This is a genomic window from Nocardia sp. NPDC004711, from assembly GCF_053601595.1.
Map to the genome: position 1 here is coordinate 209310 of NZ_JBSGCB010000003.1, position 16840 is coordinate 226149.

The following is a 16840-nucleotide window of genomic DNA, read 5'->3' on the forward strand; positions in this document are numbered from 1 at the left end:
GCTCACAAATGATCACGGTGCCCATTGTGGATCCGGACCCCTCCTACGCCGCCCCGCCGATCTGGCCGACCACCAGCCCGGCGATGAACCCGCCGGCCGATTACCGGCGGGCCGGCCGACCGCCGCAGGTCAGCAGCCCGCCGCCTGATAGGTGCGGGCCACCAGCGCCGAGCGCAGGTACCACAGCCCCGACGCCTGGGTGGGATCGAACCCGGTCAGCTGCCCTATCCGCTTGAGCCGGTAATCCACGGTATTGGTGTGCACGTGCAGCATGCGCGCCGTGCGCTGCCGGTTCAGGTTGTTGCTGATGTGCGACTGCAGCGTCTCCAGCAGCTCGGCGTGCTCGTCGAGCGGATCCAGCAGCGACCCCAGATGATCGCGGCCCGGTCCCGGCCGGGTGAGCTGATATTCCAGTGCCAGTTCGTCGAACCGGAACAGCCCGCGTACCAGCCGCAGCCGGTGCACGATGTCGAGCAGCTCGTGCGCATGGTCGGCGGCATCCGGAATCTGTTGCGGCGCAGCGGAAACCAGCGTCGCGGTGATCGGCACCCGGGCTGCCCGCGACAGTTGCTCGACCAGTTCGTCCAGCTGCTCGTCCGCGAGCGCCGTGACCGGCACCAGTAGCGTGCCGCCGTCCACGCTCAGCAGCGACAGCACCCGGTCGGGATACCGGTGGGCCAGTTCGGCCTGTACCCGGCGCAGCTTGCGCCGTGCCACCACCGCACCGTCCACGGTGGGGGAGTGCTCCTCGGGATGTTCGGGAATCGCCAGCGCCAGTACGTGATACGTCTCGGCGATCTCGATCCCGCATTCGCGCGCCATGGTGGAGGTGCTGTGCCCGCCCAGCAGCGCGGAGGTGAGCGTGTGCACGGCGGTGTGGTGTTCGCTCACTACCGACCGCAGCTCCCGCACGTAGGCCATGGCCACCGCGGAGGTCATCCGGTCCAGCAGTTCCACCACGAGTTTGGCCCCGCCCATGATGCTGTCCATGTCGGCGGCCGCGATGACCAGCGTGACATCGCCGGCGTCGTCCTCGCGGCGCACGTGCCCGGCCATGGCATTGGCCATCACCAGCTCCGACCCGATCTTGAAGCCCTCGTGGATGGCGTGGTGGATGGTGTCGATCGGAATGCCCTCCCGCGCCCACTGCGCGGCGGCCTCCTCCAAACGCTTGGTCTTCTCCGGAATGTCGCGCCCGTCCAGCATGCCCACCGCCAGCTCCAGGCAGGTGCGGGTGATGGCGGTGACGTCGCCGTGAATGGCGTCGCCGGGCAGCGTCCCGCACGGCGCGACGGTTTCGACGAAATGCCCCACCATGTGCTGCGCGAGCCCGCGCACATCCTTGAGCGGCGACGATATCGGGTTGCCCGACACGGTGAGCCCCGCCTGGGCCGGAATTCCCACGGACATCCGTGACTCCCTTCCACCCCCGGGTTGTGCCCCTTCCGGGACCTGAAACGCTAACGCATGCCGCGGATACCAGCGGCTGGATCGATCCCTCCTGTGAGGCACAGTAATGCGCTTTCGGCGCTCTTGTGACTTCTCACATGCGCCAGGCCGGCTCCGCATGACTGCCGGGCAGCGTCGACGCGGGGCAATTCGCGTGGATACGCGGGTGAAACGGGCGCACGCCCGAGGCGTGAGAGCGCCACCGGGGTGATCTATCCGACTCCACCTCGGAACGGAATCCTGTCAGTCCGGGTGGACATGCCCGGGGCGGTGATCAGCCCAGGTGGCTGGTGTCGTTGTACGAGGTGAGCCGCATCCCGGAATCGCCCCGCTCCCAACGGGTTATGGACGCATTGCGGACCTGGGCACTGGTCTGGGCGCTGATCTCGGCCTCGCTCAGATCCCCGAAGATGTAGCGGGTCAGCACGATTGCGATGTCATGGGTGAAAACCAGGACATGGCCGTGCATTTCGCGGAGCACGGCCCGCAGCCGCAGTGCGACGTCGGGCCAGGATTCGCCGCCCGGCGGGCGATGGTAGAAGCCGCCCGAGCGCTGCATCTCCCGGAATTCGTCCGGGTAGCGGCGCTGAATGCCGATTCTGGTGAGCCCGAACAGCACCCCGGGCTCCCGGTCCCTGATCCGCTCGTCGAAGTGCACGGGCAGCGTCGACAGGAAAACGAGCGCGATGCGGGCGGTCTCGCGGGTGCGTAGATACGGCGAGCAGAGCACCAGGTCGAAGCCAGGATCGAACCCGGCCAGCCGTCTCCCGGCCGCCGCCGCCTGCGCCGCGCCCAGCTCGGTCAGCGGCACGTCGGCATCCCGTGTGTCCGTGATGAATTCCTCCGCCCCGGTGTACGGCGCCGCATTGACGGTGCTCTGGCCGTGCCGCACCATGGTCAGTGATTGCAGTCCCGCTCCCGTCGCGTCCACCCATATATCGTGCGCGCAACCATGGCCGTCCGCCCGGTGAAATGTTGAGTGTGGGCAATGACCCACATTCGGTGACGCCCGCGATGCCCGGACCGGTCCGCCGGTGCGACTGGACGAACTGCCGCTGGGTCCCGTGCTGGGCTCGCTGCCGGCCATTCCGCTGATGGAGCGCGGGGAACGGAAATACCTGGTGATGGGCAGCGCCGCCCTGATGGCGGTGTTCGGCCTGGTCTTCGGTTTCGCCACCGCCGTGCCGCTGATCCTGGTATCGGGCGGGTTGTTCACGCTGGCCGGCAATGTGTTCTCCGACGCCATCCACACCTATCTGCCGGAGTCCTTCCCGACCAGCGTGCGCGGCACCGCGTCGGGCACCACCTCTTCACTGTCCAAGCTGAGTACGGCCGTGCAGCCGTTCCTGCTGCTGCCGCTGCTGGACCGCCGCGGGCCCGGCGCGGTGTTCACCGTCATCACCGTGGCCCTGGTGATCATGGTCGCGCTCATCGGCCTCTGGGGTCCGATCAGCGGTCGCAAGCCGCTCGACGCCGAGTGAACCCCGTCCGCGCACCGGGTTTCGCTACCGGTGCGCGGCGACCGGACTGCCCACCGTGATGTCGGCGGGCGGCAGCCACAGCGTGGCGATGGTGCCGCCGCCGACGGCGGGCTCGATGGAGGCATTGCCGCCGTGCGCCTGCGCCACCCAGGCGACCAGCGCCAGCCCGATGCCATTGCGCCCGCTGCGCCCGGCCGCGCCGCGATTGAACGGGCTGGCCGACATGACCGGATCGACGCCCGGGCCATGGTCGCGAATGCTGACCCGCCCCTCCGCCACGTGCACCTCGACCGGCGCGGCCCGGTTCACCGCGCCGTGGGTCAGCCCGTTCTCCAGCATGTTCCGGATCGCCAGGCTCAGCAGCTGCGGATCGCCCACCACCACGCTCGGGTGCGCGGTCACCACGATGCGCTCGTCGGCGGCCTCCTCGGCCACCGCCTCGGCCAGCTGGTCCAGCCGCAGCAGGGTGCGCTCGGGTTCGGCGATGCCGGACTGCATGCGGGCGCGGGCCAGCAGCCCGGTCACCAGGCGCGCCATCCGATCCGCGAGCCGGCGCGCCTCGGCCAGCGTCTGCTGCACCTCCTCGGGCTTGGGCCGGGATTCGGTGAGCAGCTTCAATGTGGTGAGCGGCGTACGCAATTCGTGCGCGGCGTCGCCGAGGAACTGCTCGTGCTCGTCCAGCATGCGCAACGCCTGCCGCTGGCTGCGCCCCGACAGCAGGAAGGTGGCCGCCGCCGACAGCAGGACCAGCAGGCCACCGCCGGCGATCAACTCCCACACCAGGATTCGATGCGCCCCGGCGTCTGCCATGGACTCGGTCCCGGCCAGGATGACCACGATGCTGTCCCAGTCGTTCCAGAACACCGGGGCGCCCGCCACCGTCACCGAGCGGCCGGTGATGTCGGTGCCCGCGAACCGGCTGCCCTGATAGAGCAGGCCGTCGGCGTGATCCTCGGTTTGCGTTGCGAGCGTGGAAATCTGGGTGTCGTCGGGCATGAGCGAACGCTGATAGGTGTGCGCCTGCTTCCACGGCTCGCCCGGTTTGCGCACCGTCACCACGACCGCCGTCGACCCCTTGGCCAGCTCGTCGTCGATGACGGTGGACAGGTCCAGCACCTGCTTGTCGTCGTGCTGAATGGCCCGGGCCAGCCCACCCGCCACCTGCTCGGCCTGATCCTGCGCGCGGGTCTGGCGCGCGTGCGCGTCGATGGAGGCGGCCACGAAGCCGAACACCAGTACAGCCGTCGCGGTGATCACGGTGACCAGTGCGGTCATGATCCAGCGGGCCCGTTTCAGCCGGGCCACGGCGGGGGAGCGGTGCGCGCTCACGAGATCCCGCCGCCGATGAGGAATCCCGTACCCCGCACGGTCTCGATCACGCTCGGCTCCCCGAGCTTGCGGCGCAGCTTCGCCACCACCGCGTCCACCACATTCGAAGCGGGCTCGGCCATTTCGTCCCAGCAGCACTCGATGAGATCGGTGCGGGTCACCACGCTGCCGCGCCGGGTCGCCATGAGCTCGAGCACCGCGAACTCCTTGGGGGTGAGCATCAGCATGATGCCGGCGCGGGTGACCCGGCGGCGCATCAGGTCGATATCGATGTCCGCCACCGCGATTCGCGACGCGGTGGGCTGTTCGCGGCGGCGGCACAGCGCCCGCACCCGCATCACCAGTTCCGGCAGCGCGAAGGGTTTGGTCAGGTAGTCGTCGGCGCCGTGCTCGAAACCGGCCAGCCGATCGTCGAGCCCGTCGCGGCCGGTGAGCATGAGCGCGGGCACCGTGTGCCCGGCGCTGCGCGCCCCGGCGACCAGGTCCAGGCCGTCGCCGTCGGGCAGTCCGCGATCCACCACCAGGCAGTCGTAGCGATTGATGGCGATCTTGAAATCCGCGTCGGCGATGCTCTGGGCGAGGTCCACCGCGAACCCGGCCGAGCGCAACCCATCGGTCACCTCACGGCAGAGCTGGTGGTCGTCCTCTAGCACCAAAACACGCACAGAGGCAGAGAGTAGGGCATCTCGGACGCCTGCCCAACGGCTGCGGCGACCGGATAGGCGAAAAATGATCGGAAAATGATCCGACGGCAAACCGGCGCGCTACCACCGGCTTCCGACCCTCTCACGGAACCGCCCGCCAGGTCGAGGGCCGCAGGCAACCCGCTGTATCCTCAACGCGGTTGTTTCTGTCAGCGGCTACCGAGAGGGGGTGAGGTGCATGCGCGGCGAACCTCCCAGTCGAAGGCCGTGTGGCATCGCCCCCCGAATCCGTCCTTAACTTCGCTGGCGGCGGTGGGTGCGGTGCCCGCGGTGTGCCCCGGTGCCTCCCATCTACTCTTTTACTCGCCGTCCGGCCGAGGACTCCGCCATGACGCAGACCGACCTGCACCCTGTCGTCTCCGATGTGCGCCGCCCCGAAGGGGATTCGCTGTGCGACATCGTCGACCGCCGCCACCTCACCCCCGCCGTGGAGTGGCTCGACAACCACCCGCCGCACGTCATCGCCGAGCAGCTGGCCCGCATGGACGCGGTCACCGCCGGCATGGCCTTCCGGCTGCTCGACAAGGACCGCGCGCTGGCCGTTTTCGAGGAACTCGAGCCCGTCGACCAGCAGCAGATCCTGTCCGGCCTGCGCGATCAGAGCTTCCGGGACCTCGTCGAGGACATGGACCCCGATGACCGCGCCCGCATGCTGCGCGAGGCGCCGGCCAAGGTGGCCAAGAAGGTACTGGCGGGGCTCAGCCCGCGCGAGCGGCGGATGACCGCCACCCTGCTCGGCTACCCGGAGGGGTCGGTCGGGTTCTACATGACGCCGGAAGTCGTTGCGCTGCCGCGGAATCTGCCCGTCACCGAGGCGCTGCAGACCGTCCGGACCAAGGGCGGCACCGCCGAGACCGTCTACACGCTGCCGGTCGTGGACGCGGGCCGCCGCCTGATCGGGGTGGTCGAACTGCGTGATCTGGTGCTCGGCTCACCGGACGCCATGATCGCGGATCTGGTTGCGGCCGAACCGGTCTCGGTGCGCGCCACCGACTCGGCGGAGCGGGCGGCCCGGCTCATGCAGGGCGCCAACCTGATCAACCTGCCGGTGGTGGACAGCGAGGACCGCCTGGTGGGCCTGCTCACCATCGACGACGCCGTCGAGGTCATCGAGGCCGCCGACTCCGAGGACATGGCCCGGCAGGCCGGCACCACCCCGTGGTCCGGGCATTACATGGCGGCGGGCGTGTTCCAGCTGGCCCGCTACCGCGCCCTGTGGCTGATGCTGCTGCTGGTCGCCGCGACCCTGACCGTCACCGTCACCAACTTCTTCGAGCCGACCCTCGAGCAGGCCGCGCACCTGGCGCTGTTCATCCCCCTGCTCATCGGCTCCGGCGGCAATGCGGGCGCCCAGGCCGCGACCACCTGCGTGCGCGCGCTCGCGGTCGGCGAGGTCCGGGTCTCGGACCTGTTCGCCGTGATCTGGCGGGAATGCCGGGTCGGGCTGCTGCTGGGCTGCATGCTGGCCGCGGTCGGCATGGTGATCGGCACGCTGTTCGTGGGCGTGAAGATCGCCGTGGTGGTGGGCATCGCGCTGGTGATCATCTGCGCCTGGGCGGCGACCATCGGCGGAACCATGCCGCTGCTGGCCAAGAAACTGCGCATCGACCCGGCCGTCATCTCCGCGCCCATGGTGACCACGCTGGTGGACGCGACCGGGCTGGTCATCTACTTCACGACTGCGAAAGTGGTGCTGGGCATCTGATCGGCAAACCAGGGGCGGTTCGGACACGCCGACCCCGGGTCGCTGTGACGGATTGCACCGCTGTAATTTTCTGCAGTCGGTGGCGTGCTTGCCCATCCCCTTTTCGCATTCTCGCAGGACAGTGTGAGGACACGTGAAGACACAACTTCTTGTGCTGCATGGGGATGTCACCTACCAGTAGTAGTGTTCAGGGTAAGGGAATTCCGCAGGGTCCGGTGAGCTGAGAAGGGTGTGTGAGCGGGCGTGAAACTGATCGATCGGGTGCCGAGCATCGGGATGGAAGGGCAGAGCCATGTCGCCTGAGCAGCGTGTAACTAGGGTGATCGATCGGGTGACGGCGATCAACTGGAACCGCGTGCAGGACGAGAAGGATGCCGAGGTCTGGGATCGGCTCACCGGCAACTTCTGGTTGCCGGAAAAGGTCCCGGTCTCCAATGACATCCCGTCCTGGAACACGTTGACCGCCAATGAGAAGCAACTCACCATGCGGGTCTTCACCGGCCTCACCCTGCTCGACACCATCCAGGGCACGGTCGGCGCGGTCAGCCTCATCCCCGACGCGCTGACCCCGCACGAGGAGGCGGTGCTCACCAATATCGCCTTCATGGAGTCGGTGCACGCCAAGAGCTACAGCTCCATCTTCTCCACGCTGTGCTCCACCCGCGAGATCGACGAGGCCTTCCGCTGGTCCGAGGAGAACCGGAACCTGCAGCGCAAGGCCGAGATCGTGCTGGAGTACTACAACGGCGAGGACCCGCTCAAGCGCAAGGTCGCCTCCACCCTGCTGGAGTCGTTCCTCTTCTACTCCGGCTTCTACCTGCCCATGCACTGGTCCTCGCGGGCCAAGCTCACCAACACCGCCGACATGATCCGCCTGATCATTCGCGATGAGGCCGTGCACGGCTACTACATCGGCTACAAGTACCAGAAGGGCCTCGAACTGGTCTCCGAGGCCGAGCGCGAGGAGCTCAAGGCCTACACCTTCGAGCTGCTGTTCGAGCTGTACGAGAACGAGGTCGAGTACACCCAGGACCTCTACGACGAGGTCGGCCTCACCGAGGACGTCAAGAAGTTCCTGCGCTACAACGCCAACAAGGCCCTGATGAACCTCGGCTACGAGGGCCTGTTCCCCAAGGACGAGTGCGACGTCAATCCGGCCATCCTCTCGGCCCTCTCGCCCAACGCCGACGAGAACCACGACTTCTTCTCCGGCTCCGGCTCCAGCTACGTCATCGGCAAGGCCGTCAACACCGAAGACGAAGACTGGGAGTTCTGACAAGTCACGGCGCTCGACCCGATGACGCGGGGAAGTCGCCACCCGGCCGAGCACCGACCGCCAAGTTCACCAGCGAGATCGTGAACTTTTCGTGATCACGGGTGTTCCCCACAGGCAGACATGGCAAACGGCCCCGAGCAACGATTCGCTCGGGGCCGTTTGCTGACCGCAGCAACTGATTTCGCAACGTTCGGGGTAACTCGTCGGGTACGGCCAGAATCGGTTTGCTCCCCAACCGCCGGCACGCGTGCCCAACGGTTCACGGCTCTCGGCCGCGCGCTGAAGGTCCGGGGAGGCGGGAGCGCTCAGTCCGTGACGTATCCGTTGAGGTTGTTGCGGACGTCGTCGAGCAGGGCCCGGGCGGCGGTGATGCCGCTGCCGTGCCAGATGGTGTCGTCGACGGCGAACTCGCGGCGGTCGCTCACCGCGGCGAGCTGTTTCCAGTTGTCGCCCTTCATGATCGACTTGCCGTAGTCGAGGCCGTCCTTGCCGTCGAACATGAGGAAGATGAGGTCGCCCTCGATCCGGTTGCGGGCGTCCTGGCTGCTCAGGCTGGTCACGTCGAAGGAGTCCCCGCGCTGCGGCTGCGGCCGCTGCACGCCCGCGTCACCCAGCACCTGCGCGGCGAAGCTGTTGCCGCCCTGCACCTGAATGACATTGGGCTCGAAGCGGATCACCGACGCCTGGGTGAGGGCGGCATTGGCGGCGACGCCCGCGTCCTTGGCGGCCGTGCGGTAGTCGTCGAGCGCCTTGACCCCGGCGGTCTTGCGGTCCATGGCCTCCGCGAAACCGGTGAAGGTGGCCTGCCAGCCGTTCTCCGCACCGACCAGCACCGTCGGGGCGATGCCCTTCAGAGCGTCGTAGTGCGAGCTGTCGGAGGCCGGGCCGATGATCAGATCCGGCTTCAGCTCCGCGATCTTCGCCGGATCCGGGTTGCCCATCAGGCCGACCGAGGGAATATCGACGACGCCGGTGCCCAGGTAACCGGGCTGCGGCGCGGGACCGGCCAGCGTGGCCGCGCCGACCACGCGCTCCCACAGCCCCAGCGCGCAGGTGGCGTCCAAGGCGGACGTGGAGAGCACCACGATGCGCTTGGGGTCGGCCGGCACCTCCGAGGTGCCCGCGGCATGGGCGACGGTCTTCGTGCCCGCGGCCGAGTCCGGGCTGGACGGCAGCGGGCACGCCTTGGAGGTGTCGCGCTCGATCCCGACCACGCCCGCACCCGCGATATTCGTGGTGGTGCGCACGATCGAGGCGGAGTTGTCATCGGTCTTGCCGCATCCCGCGACCAGGCCCACCGTCAGCAGCGTGGCCGCCGAGACCAATCCCACACTGCGCAAATGCCGCAAAGATCGCCAATGGGGAGCGACCAGGGGGGAGAAGGTGGAGGCGAAGGTGTTTCGGGTGGAAGCGGACTCGCGCACCGGCATGCGGGGCAGCCTACAGCCGTGCCCGGCGACTCCCAATTACGACACAGAGTAGGACCCGGAGCGAGCGCTGTCGGCACACGGTTTACGATCTGTCACAGCGCAAGCCACCGTCGTTCGTCATATGCCGAACCGGACGCCGGAAGCAGCGTACGAACGATGGCATACCTGTGGAGGTTTCGTGACTGCCGTAGAACCGCGGCCGGCCAGCCTTGTGGAGGCGGCTCGGCCCTATCCTCAAAGGACGGGTCCGAAGGGATCGTTCATCTACAAGATGGTCACCACGACGGACCCGAAGGTTCTCGGCGTCATGTACCTGGTGACGGCCATGTCCTTCTTCATGGTCGGCGGCATCATGGCGCTGCTCATGCGCGCCGAGCTGGCCCGCCCGGGCATGCAGTTCCTGTCGCCGGAGCAGTTCAACCAGCTGTTCACCATGCACGGCACGATCATGCTGCTCTTCTACGCGACCGCGATCGTGTTCGGCTTCGCCAACATCATCCTGCCGCTGCAGATCGGCGCCCCTGACGTCGCCTTCCCGCGTCTGAACGCGTTCAGCTACTGGCTGTACCTGTTCGGCGGCACCATGGCGACCGCCGGCTTCATCACCCCCGGTGGCGCGGCCGACTTCGGCTGGACCGCCTACGCCCCGCTGTCGGACATCGTCCACTCCCCGGGCGTCGGCGGCGACCTGTGGATCCTGGGTCTGGCCGTCTCCGGTCTGGGCACCATCCTCGGTGGCGTCAACATGCTCACCACCGTGGTCTGCCTGCGCTGCCCGGGTATGACCATGTTCCGGATGCCGATCTTCACCTGGAACATCGCCGTCACCTCGGTGCTGGTGCTGCTGGCCTTCCCGCTGCTCACCGCGGCCCTGTTCGGCCTGGCCTACGACCGCCACCTGGGCGGCCACATCTACGACCCGGCCAATGGCGGCGTGCTGCTCTACCAGCACCTGTTCTGGTACTTCGGCCACCCCGAGGTGTACATCATCGCGCTGCCGTTCTTCGGCATCGTGTCGGAGATCTTCCCGGTCTTCAGCCGTAAGCCGATCTTCGGTTACACCACGCTGGTCTACGCGACGCTGGGTATCGCGGCGCTGTCCATCGCGGTGTGGGCGCACCACATGTACGCCACCGGTGCCGTTCTGCTGCCGTACTTCTCGTTCATGACCTTCCTCATCGCGGTGCCGACCGGTGTGAAGTTCTTCAACTGGATCGGCACCATGTGGCGCGGTCAGCTCACCTTCGAGACTCCGATGCTCTGGTCGGTCGGCTTCCTGGTGACCTTCCTCTTCGGTGGTCTGTCGGGTGTCATCCTGGCCTCGCCGCCGCTGGACTTCCACGTGTCCGACACCTACTTCGTGGTTGCGCACTTCCACTACGTGCTCTTCGGCACCATCGTGTTCGCCACCTTCGCGGGCATCTACTTCTGGTTCCCGAAGATGACCGGCCGCATGATGGACGAGCGCCTCGGCAAGTGGCACTTCTGGGCCACCTTCGTCGGCTTCCACACCACGTTCCTGGTGCAGCACTGGCTGGGCAACATGGGTATGCCGCGTCGCTACGCCGACTACCTGCCCTCGGACGGCTTCACCACCCTGAACACCATCTCCACGATCGGTGCCTTCATCCTGGGTTCGTCGATGCTGCCGTTCATCTGGAACGTCTTCAAGTCCTACCGCTACGGCGAGGTCGTGACCGTGGACGACCCGTGGGGCTACGGCAACTCCCTCGAATGGGCGACCTCCTGCCCGCCGCCGCGGCACAACTTCTACGAGCTGCCGCGCATCCGCTCCGAGCGACCCGCGTTCGAGCTGCACTACCCGCACATGGTCGAGCGCATGCGCGCCGAGGCCCATGTCGGCTGGGGCTCCAAGTCCCACACCGTCAAGGAGCTGGAGAAGATTTCCAGCTAGTCTCGGCACCTGAACACCAACGCGGCACCCGTCTGACGACGGGTGCCGCGTTGTTTGCAGGGCGACTCTCCCTATACAGGCCCACGATGCAACATTGGCTGATGGAGGATCCGGGAGCGATGTCGGAAACGGGACTGTCCACCGAGTGGTCGCGTGGGCTGGGGCTGCGGCTGCCGGTGGTGAACGCACCGATGGGCGGGGTCGCCGGTGGCAGGCTGGCGGCGGCGGTCGCGGCGGCGGGTGGCCTGGGCATGATCGGGATGGGGAGTGCGGGGTCGGCGGAGGCCCTCGAGCGGGAACTGCCGTACGTCGCCGACGCTGCCGGTCCCGTCGGGATCGGTCTGGTGGATTGGGTGACGGCCGCCCGTCCCGGGCTGTTCGAGCTCGCCCTCGCGGCCGCACCCGCGCTGCTGTCGGTGAGCTTCGGGTCCGACCTGTCGTGGGCCGACCGGGCTCGCGCCGCCGGAATCCGCACGGCGACACAGGTTTACACCGTCGACGATGCCCGGCGTGCGCGCGATGCCGGCATCGATGTCCTGGTGGCACGCGGTCTGGAGGGCGGTGGGCACGGCGCTCCCGAACTGGCGACGCTGCCGCTGCTGGAGGCCGTGCTCGACGCGGTGCCGGGTCCGGTGCTGGCCGCCGGCGGAATCGGGTCGGCGCGCGGGATCGCCGCGATGCTGGCCGCCGGAGCCTCGGGAGTGTGGCTGGGGACCGCCCTGGCCGCCTGTGCCGAATCGCTGCTGTCGCCGGGCGGCCGGCGGGCCCTGCTCGCGGCCGAGGACACCGACACCATCGTGACCCGGACCTTCGACGTCGGCATGGAACTGCCCTGGCCGCAGCGCTTTCCGGCCCGGGTGCTGCGCAACGACTTCACCGCGCGCTGGCACGACCACCTCGGCGAGCTGGCCGGTGACACCGCCGCGCGGTCCGAGCTGACCATCGCCAATGCCGCCGACGACCCGCGTATCGCCCCGGTCGACGCGGGCCAGGGCGTCGGCCTGGTCACCGCGGTGCGCCCGGTCGCCGACGTGCTGACCGAAATGTGTTCCGGCGCCGCACGCCTGCTCGGTCGCTGACGCACCGACTCTCGGTCGGCGGTCGCCCTGACCTCCGGCGGCCCGGTCGCTGACCTCGGGTGGCGTGATGCCCGCCACCGTCGGCGGCGGTCGGCGCTGTCTCGTTCGCGCCGACCTGACAGAATGAGCTGCCGCCGCATGCCGGGCGGGACAGGCAGTCGCATGGAACGGAGTTATCGAATTGAGTGCAAGCGCGGGGAGGCGGAGCGCTGACACGACGGTTCTGGTCACGGTCACCGGACCCGACAAGCCGGGCGTCACATCGGTACTGCTGGCCGCCCTGGCCAATAGCGCGGTCAGTCTGCTGGATGTGGAGCAGGTCGTGATTCGCGGCCGGCTCACCCTGGGCGTGCTGGTGTCGTGTCCCACCGATCCCGAAGCGCTGCAGGATCAGCTCGAGGACGCCATGGCCTCCATCGGCATGGATGTCGATGTGGAGATCGGCGCGAGCGCTGTCTCGGGTGCCAAGCTGTCCACCCACGCGGTCGTGGTGCTGGGTTCGCCGGTCACTGCCCGTGCCTTCAGCGCCATCGCGCGCAAGCTGGCCGCGCAGCGGGTGAACATCGACTCCATTCGCGGCATCGCCGACTATCCGGTCACCGGCCTGGAACTCATGGTCACCGTCCCCACCGCCGACGCGGACGCCGAGACCGAGCTGCGCACCGCGCTGGCCACGGTCGCCGCCAAGGAGAGCGTGGACGTCGCCGTCGAGAAGGCCGGCCTGGCGCGACGGGCCAAGCGGCTCATCGTCTTCGACGTGGACTCCACCCTGATCCAGGGCGAGGTCATCGAGATGCTGGCCGCGCACGCCGGTGTCGAGGAGGAGGTCCGCAGGGTCACCGAGGCGGCCATGCGCGGCGAGATCGACTTCTCCGAATCCCTGCGTCAGCGGGTGGCGACGCTGGCCGGGCTGGACGCCTCGGTCATCGACGAGGTCGCCGAGCGGATCGAGCTGACCCCCGGCGCCCGCACCACCATTCGCACCCTGCGCCGCCTGGGTTTCCGCTGCGGCGTGGTGTCCGGCGGTTTCCGTCAGGTCATCGAGCCGCTGGCGCACGAGCTGGAACTGGACTTCGTACAGGCCAACACCCTCGAGATCCGCGACGGCAAGCTGACCGGCGCGGTGGTCGGGGAGATCGTTGACCGGGAGGCGAAAGCCGTTGCGCTGCGCCGATTCGCGGCCGAGACCGGGGTGGCCATGGATCAGACCGTCGCGGTCGGCGACGGCGCCAATGACATCGACATGCTCAATGCCGCCGGGCTGGGCATCGCGTTCAATGCCAAGCCCGCGCTGCGCGAGGTCGCCGACGCGGCGCTGTCGCATCCGTTCCTGGACGCGGTGCTGTTCATCCTGGGCGTCACCCGCGACGAGGTCGAGGCGGCCGATGCCCGCGACGGCGGCATCCGCCGGGTGCCGCTGCCGCGCTGAGGCGCTCGGCTGAGACCCGCAACGCGTCCAATTCGGTTGCGGCACTCGCAGCTCCGCTCTCGGTACCGTGGTCGGGGAGTCCGGTCACGATCGAAGGAGAGTCCGTGCGCGTGCGTATGCCGCTGGCAGTGGTGATGGCCGCGCTGGCGCTGGCCGGCTGCGGCAATTCGACCTCGTCCGAGCACGAGCCGGTGCGCGTCGGCGCCGACTCCGACGGCAAGGACGTGAGTCTCGCGGTCGGTCAGGGACTGATCGTCACCCTCGAGGCCAACCCGACCACCGGATACGCCTGGATGCTGGGCGGTCTGGATCAGAACGTGGTGAAGCAGAACGGCTCGCCGGAATACGAACAGGACCCGAATCCGGACGGCAAGGTCGGGGTCGGCGGCACATCGGTGTCGAATTTCGTGGCGGTCGCGGCGGGTTCCACCCGATTGAGCCTGGAATACAAGCGAGCCTGGGAACCGGGTGTGGAGCCGGCCAAGAGCTTCACCCTGAACCTGACGGTTCATTAGCCCGAACAGTTGTGTAGGAGTGGTTGTGTCGAGCGTCGGATCCACCATCGATGCCGGTTTCGTGGCCAGGCACGCGGAATTGGCGCGGGGGTATGGCGGCGGAGGCGATCCGGCGGACCCGGCGCTGGTACAGGCCATGCAGATGGTGCTGCACATTCCGAAGAACGATCCACCGGCGCGCAGCGCACTTCTGGCAGCCGCCGCCTCGGCGGTGGTGGCGCTGTGCCTCGATGAGCGGGTCGGGCCCGATGGGGCGTGGGAGGAGCGCTATCTGACCTGGAAACGCTCGCGTATTCGCAAGGTGGCGCGGCGGGCGCGCGGGGCGCAGTGGCTGGCGGCGCAGGAAGTCGACGGTGTCACAGTCGATTTCGCGGGTGCGCAGGCGCGGGCGCTGGTGCCGGGACCGGTCGGCGAGGTGGATCCGCGCATCCGGCGCCTCCAGATCAGCGGCACCGAGCTGCCCGTCGAGGAGGAGATCGCAATCGATCCGGAATCTCCGGTGCTATGGGTGAACGCGGAACTGGGTATGACTGTAGGGAAGGCCGCGGCGCAGGTAGGGCATGCCAGTATGTTGCTGGCAGGCGCTCTGCCGGTGCAGCGGGCGTATGCGTGGGCCGCACAGGGATTCCGGTGCACCGTCGCGGAGGCCGATCCGGGCCGCTGGGCGGAGTTGCAGCGGGGGGTGGCCGAGGGCAGCGCGGTGGCGGTGCGCGATGCCGGTTTCACCGAGGTGGCACCGGGGTCGACGACCGTGATCGCGGTGGCGTAGTGCGGATGTCGCACTAGCGAAACCGGATGGTCGGCGCACTGACCTATATGGGCAGTGCATATCGACTTCCCGGGACGGGTCGGCAAGGATCGATTCACGTTTCCTCGAAAGGAAACCACCGAAATGACAACACTGCTGGTTGTTCTCATCGTGTGGGCGGCGCTCTCGGTCCCGGCGGCACTCATTCTGGCGCGCATGTTCCGGTCCACCCGGGCGGATGCGCGGGACCGCGGGTTGGCGGGCCCGGAGCGCGAACCATCGGAATTCGATGGTGGCGCACACGAAATCGCTTATCGCCATCGCAATTCCGGAGAGGACACGCACCGAGTTTTCCCACCACGTTGACGAGCGTCCAGGGCGGTGGGCCAAGATGGACCCCGTGCCGCAACCGGATCCCGATCTGCTCATCGATTTCAGCGACGTCACCGTCCGACGTTCCGGACATACCCTGGTCGGTCCGGTCACCTGGCAGGTGGAACTGGACGAGCGCTGGGTCGTGCTCGGCCCCAACGGCGCCGGCAAGACCTCGCTGCTGCGCATGGCCGCCGCCGAGATGCACCCCACCTCCGGGGTCGCCAACCTGCTCGGCGAGACCCTGGGCCGGGTCGACATCAACGAGCTCCGCCCGCGCATCGGCCTGTCCTCGGCCGCCATCGCCAGCCGGGTGCCGCTCGACGAGAAGGTCGCCGACCTGGTGGTCTCGGCCGGGTACGCGGTGATGGGCCGCTGGCGGGAGAACTACGACGACATGGACACCGACCGGGCCGTCGACATTCTGGAAAGCCTGGGCGCGGAACACCTTTCCGATCGCGCCTACGGGACGCTGTCGGAGGGGGAGCGCAAGCGGGTGCTCATCGCCCGGGCGCTCATGACCGATCCGGAACTGCTGCTGCTCGACGAACCGGCCGCCGGACTGGATCTGGGCGGGCGTGAGGAGCTGGTCGAGCGGCTCGGCGATCTGGCCGCCGATCCGGATGCGCCAGCCACCGTGCTGGTCACCCACCACGTGGAGGAGATTCCGCCGGGCTTCACCCACGGCATGCTCCTCAATGAGGGCAGTGTGGTCGCGCAGGGTCTGCTCACCGATGTGCTGACCTCCGAGAACCTGAGTGACGCGTTCCGCCAGTCGATTCAGCTGGACCGTATCGAGGGGCGCTACTTCGCGCGCCGCAGCCAGCGCTTCGGGCGGCACCGCAACCGCTGAAAGCTGCCTCCCGCAACCTGTCTCGCGAACCGCGGCGCGCTGCGATTGCATCCGCCGCCACCGCCGGGCAAACTGTCCGCAACTGTCGCGGATGGAGGGAGCTGGCTGTGGGCCGGAGCATCGGCGCCATCACGATTCTGGCCATCGCGGTCGTCGCCACCGGCTGCGTGGCCGATCCACCGGCCGCCCAGCGGGTTTCGAATTCGCACGCCGCGGAGACCCTGGGCCGGGCCACGGTCCCGTCGGACCTGAACGGTAGAACGGTGCAGCTCAGCTATGAGAGCGGCGCGGGCGGAACCATTGTCTTCTCGGCGGACGGGCGCACCCTGACCTCTATCGCCGCCGACACCGGGCACCGGTCGAGCACGCCGGTCGCGGTCGCGCCCATTGCGGCCGGCATCTTCCTGGTTACCTGGACCGACGACACCGGCGCGGTGATCAGTCAGGTGCAGGACTATCGCACCGGCAAGGTGGAGGGCACCTGGACCCGGCGCGATGACGCCGATCGGGCCGTCATCGAAACCCGCACCGGATCAGTTCGTGTGACCGACTGAC

Annotated in this window: 15 protein-coding genes; 10 read left to right on the forward strand and 5 right to left on the reverse strand. The window is 68.2% G+C overall.

Annotated features, from left to right (window positions below; all coding sequences use genetic code 11):
* Positions 1–129: 129 nt before the first annotated feature.
* On the reverse strand, positions 130–1410 hold the full coding sequence (locus tag ACWEKS_RS04030) for a PucR family transcriptional regulator (protein WP_452338681.1): 1281 nt from the start codon (positions 1408–1410) through the stop codon (positions 130–132).
* 313 nt (positions 1411–1723) lie between these two features.
* Positions 1724–2380 carry a histidine phosphatase family protein gene (locus ACWEKS_RS04035; RefSeq protein WP_452338682.1) on the reverse strand — a complete coding sequence of 219 codons (657 nt, stop codon included), beginning with the start codon at positions 2378–2380 and terminating at the stop codon, positions 1724–1726.
* A gap of 103 nt (positions 2381–2483) precedes the next feature.
* Between ACWEKS_RS04035 and ACWEKS_RS04040 the strand changes: the two genes are divergently transcribed.
* Positions 2484–2930, forward strand: coding sequence for an MFS transporter (locus ACWEKS_RS04040; protein WP_452338683.1), 447 nt, complete (start codon positions 2484–2486; stop codon positions 2928–2930).
* A gap of 24 nt (positions 2931–2954) precedes the next feature.
* Here ACWEKS_RS04040 and ACWEKS_RS04045 read toward each other — a convergent pair whose 3' ends face one another.
* Together ACWEKS_RS04045 and ACWEKS_RS04050 are read right to left on the reverse strand one after the other, a co-directional pair.
* The gene (locus tag ACWEKS_RS04045; protein ID WP_379437695.1) at positions 2955–4259 is read right to left on the reverse strand and encodes a sensor histidine kinase; all 1305 of its coding nucleotides are present in this window, start codon (positions 4257–4259) and stop codon (positions 2955–2957) included.
* The gene (locus ACWEKS_RS04050; protein WP_354835110.1) at positions 4256–4924 is read right to left on the reverse strand and encodes a response regulator transcription factor; all 669 of its coding nucleotides are present in this window, start codon (positions 4922–4924) and stop codon (positions 4256–4258) included. Before ACWEKS_RS04050 ends, ACWEKS_RS04045 begins: the two co-directional genes overlap by 4 nt.
* A gap of 367 nt (positions 4925–5291) precedes the next feature.
* On the opposite strand from ACWEKS_RS04050, the gene mgtE reads away from it, so the two are divergent.
* Positions 5292–6668: a magnesium transporter gene (mgtE, locus tag ACWEKS_RS04055; RefSeq protein ID WP_452338684.1), complete on the forward strand. Its 1377-nt coding sequence runs from the start codon at positions 5292–5294 to the stop codon at positions 6666–6668.
* A 292-nt stretch (positions 6669–6960) separates the two neighbouring features.
* Complete coding sequence (gene nrdF, locus ACWEKS_RS04060; protein ID WP_452338685.1) at positions 6961–7944, forward strand: class 1b ribonucleoside-diphosphate reductase subunit beta; 984 nt, start codon at positions 6961–6963, stop codon at positions 7942–7944.
* A 305-nt stretch (positions 7945–8249) separates the two neighbouring features.
* Here nrdF and ACWEKS_RS04065 read toward each other — a convergent pair whose 3' ends face one another.
* Positions 8250–9374, reverse strand: a complete 1125-nt coding sequence (locus tag ACWEKS_RS04065) for an ABC transporter substrate-binding protein (RefSeq protein ID WP_452338686.1) — start codon at positions 9372–9374, stop codon at positions 8250–8252.
* Between the two features lie 178 nt (positions 9375–9552).
* Here ACWEKS_RS04065 and ctaD point away from each other — a divergent pair, with 178 nt between their 5' ends.
* The 7 genes from ctaD (at position 9553) to ACWEKS_RS04100 (ending at position 16839) form a co-directional block, all read left to right on the forward strand.
* A complete protein-coding gene (ctaD, locus tag ACWEKS_RS04070; RefSeq protein ID WP_452338687.1) occupies positions 9553–11289 on the forward strand; it encodes an aa3-type cytochrome oxidase subunit I in 1737 nt (578 codons plus the stop codon).
* 119 nt (positions 11290–11408) lie between these two features.
* Positions 11409–12368, forward strand: a complete 960-nt coding sequence (locus ACWEKS_RS04075; protein ID WP_452338688.1) for an NAD(P)H-dependent flavin oxidoreductase — start codon at positions 11409–11411, stop codon at positions 12366–12368.
* 181 nt (positions 12369–12549) lie between these two features.
* Positions 12550–13797 carry a phosphoserine phosphatase SerB gene (gene serB / locus ACWEKS_RS04080; RefSeq protein WP_452338689.1) on the forward strand — a complete coding sequence of 416 codons (1248 nt, stop codon included), beginning with the start codon at positions 12550–12552 and terminating at the stop codon, positions 13795–13797.
* 104 nt (positions 13798–13901) lie between these two features.
* Positions 13902–14312 (forward strand): protease inhibitor I42 family protein, encoded by a 411-nt coding sequence (locus ACWEKS_RS04085; RefSeq protein WP_452338690.1) that lies wholly within the window; start codon positions 13902–13904, stop codon positions 14310–14312.
* 25 nt (positions 14313–14337) lie between these two features.
* A complete protein-coding gene (locus ACWEKS_RS04090; protein WP_452338691.1) occupies positions 14338–15081 on the forward strand; it encodes an aminoacyl-tRNA hydrolase in 744 nt (247 codons plus the stop codon).
* A gap of 370 nt (positions 15082–15451) precedes the next feature.
* On the forward strand, positions 15452–16285 hold the full coding sequence (locus ACWEKS_RS04095; RefSeq protein WP_452338692.1) for an ABC transporter ATP-binding protein: 834 nt from the start codon (positions 15452–15454) through the stop codon (positions 16283–16285).
* 107 nt (positions 16286–16392) lie between these two features.
* Positions 16393–16839 carry a MoaF-related domain-containing protein gene (locus ACWEKS_RS04100; protein WP_452338693.1) on the forward strand — a complete coding sequence of 149 codons (447 nt, stop codon included), beginning with the start codon at positions 16393–16395 and terminating at the stop codon, positions 16837–16839.
* Position 16840: the final 1 nt, after the last annotated feature.

Bases quoted from the DNA above. Each gene is read 5' to 3' on its own strand.
- ACWEKS_RS04030 (WP_452338681.1), bottom strand. From the start codon at position 1,410: ATGTCCGTGGGAATTCCGGCCCAGGCGGGGCTCACCGTGTCGGGCAAC.
- mgtE (WP_452338684.1), top strand. From the start codon at position 5,292: ATGACGCAGACCGACCTGCACCCTGTCGTCTCCGATGTGCGCCGCCCC.
- nrdF (WP_452338685.1), top strand. From the start codon at position 6,961: ATGTCGCCTGAGCAGCGTGTAACTAGGGTGATCGATCGGGTGACGGCG.
- ACWEKS_RS04065 (WP_452338686.1), bottom strand. From the start codon at position 9,374: ATGCCGGTGCGCGAGTCCGCTTCCACCCGAAACACCTTCGCCTCCACC.
- ACWEKS_RS04075 (WP_452338688.1), top strand. From the start codon at position 11,409: ATGTCGGAAACGGGACTGTCCACCGAGTGGTCGCGTGGGCTGGGGCTG.
- ACWEKS_RS04095 (WP_452338692.1), top strand. From the start codon at position 15,452: ATGGACCCCGTGCCGCAACCGGATCCCGATCTGCTCATCGATTTCAGC.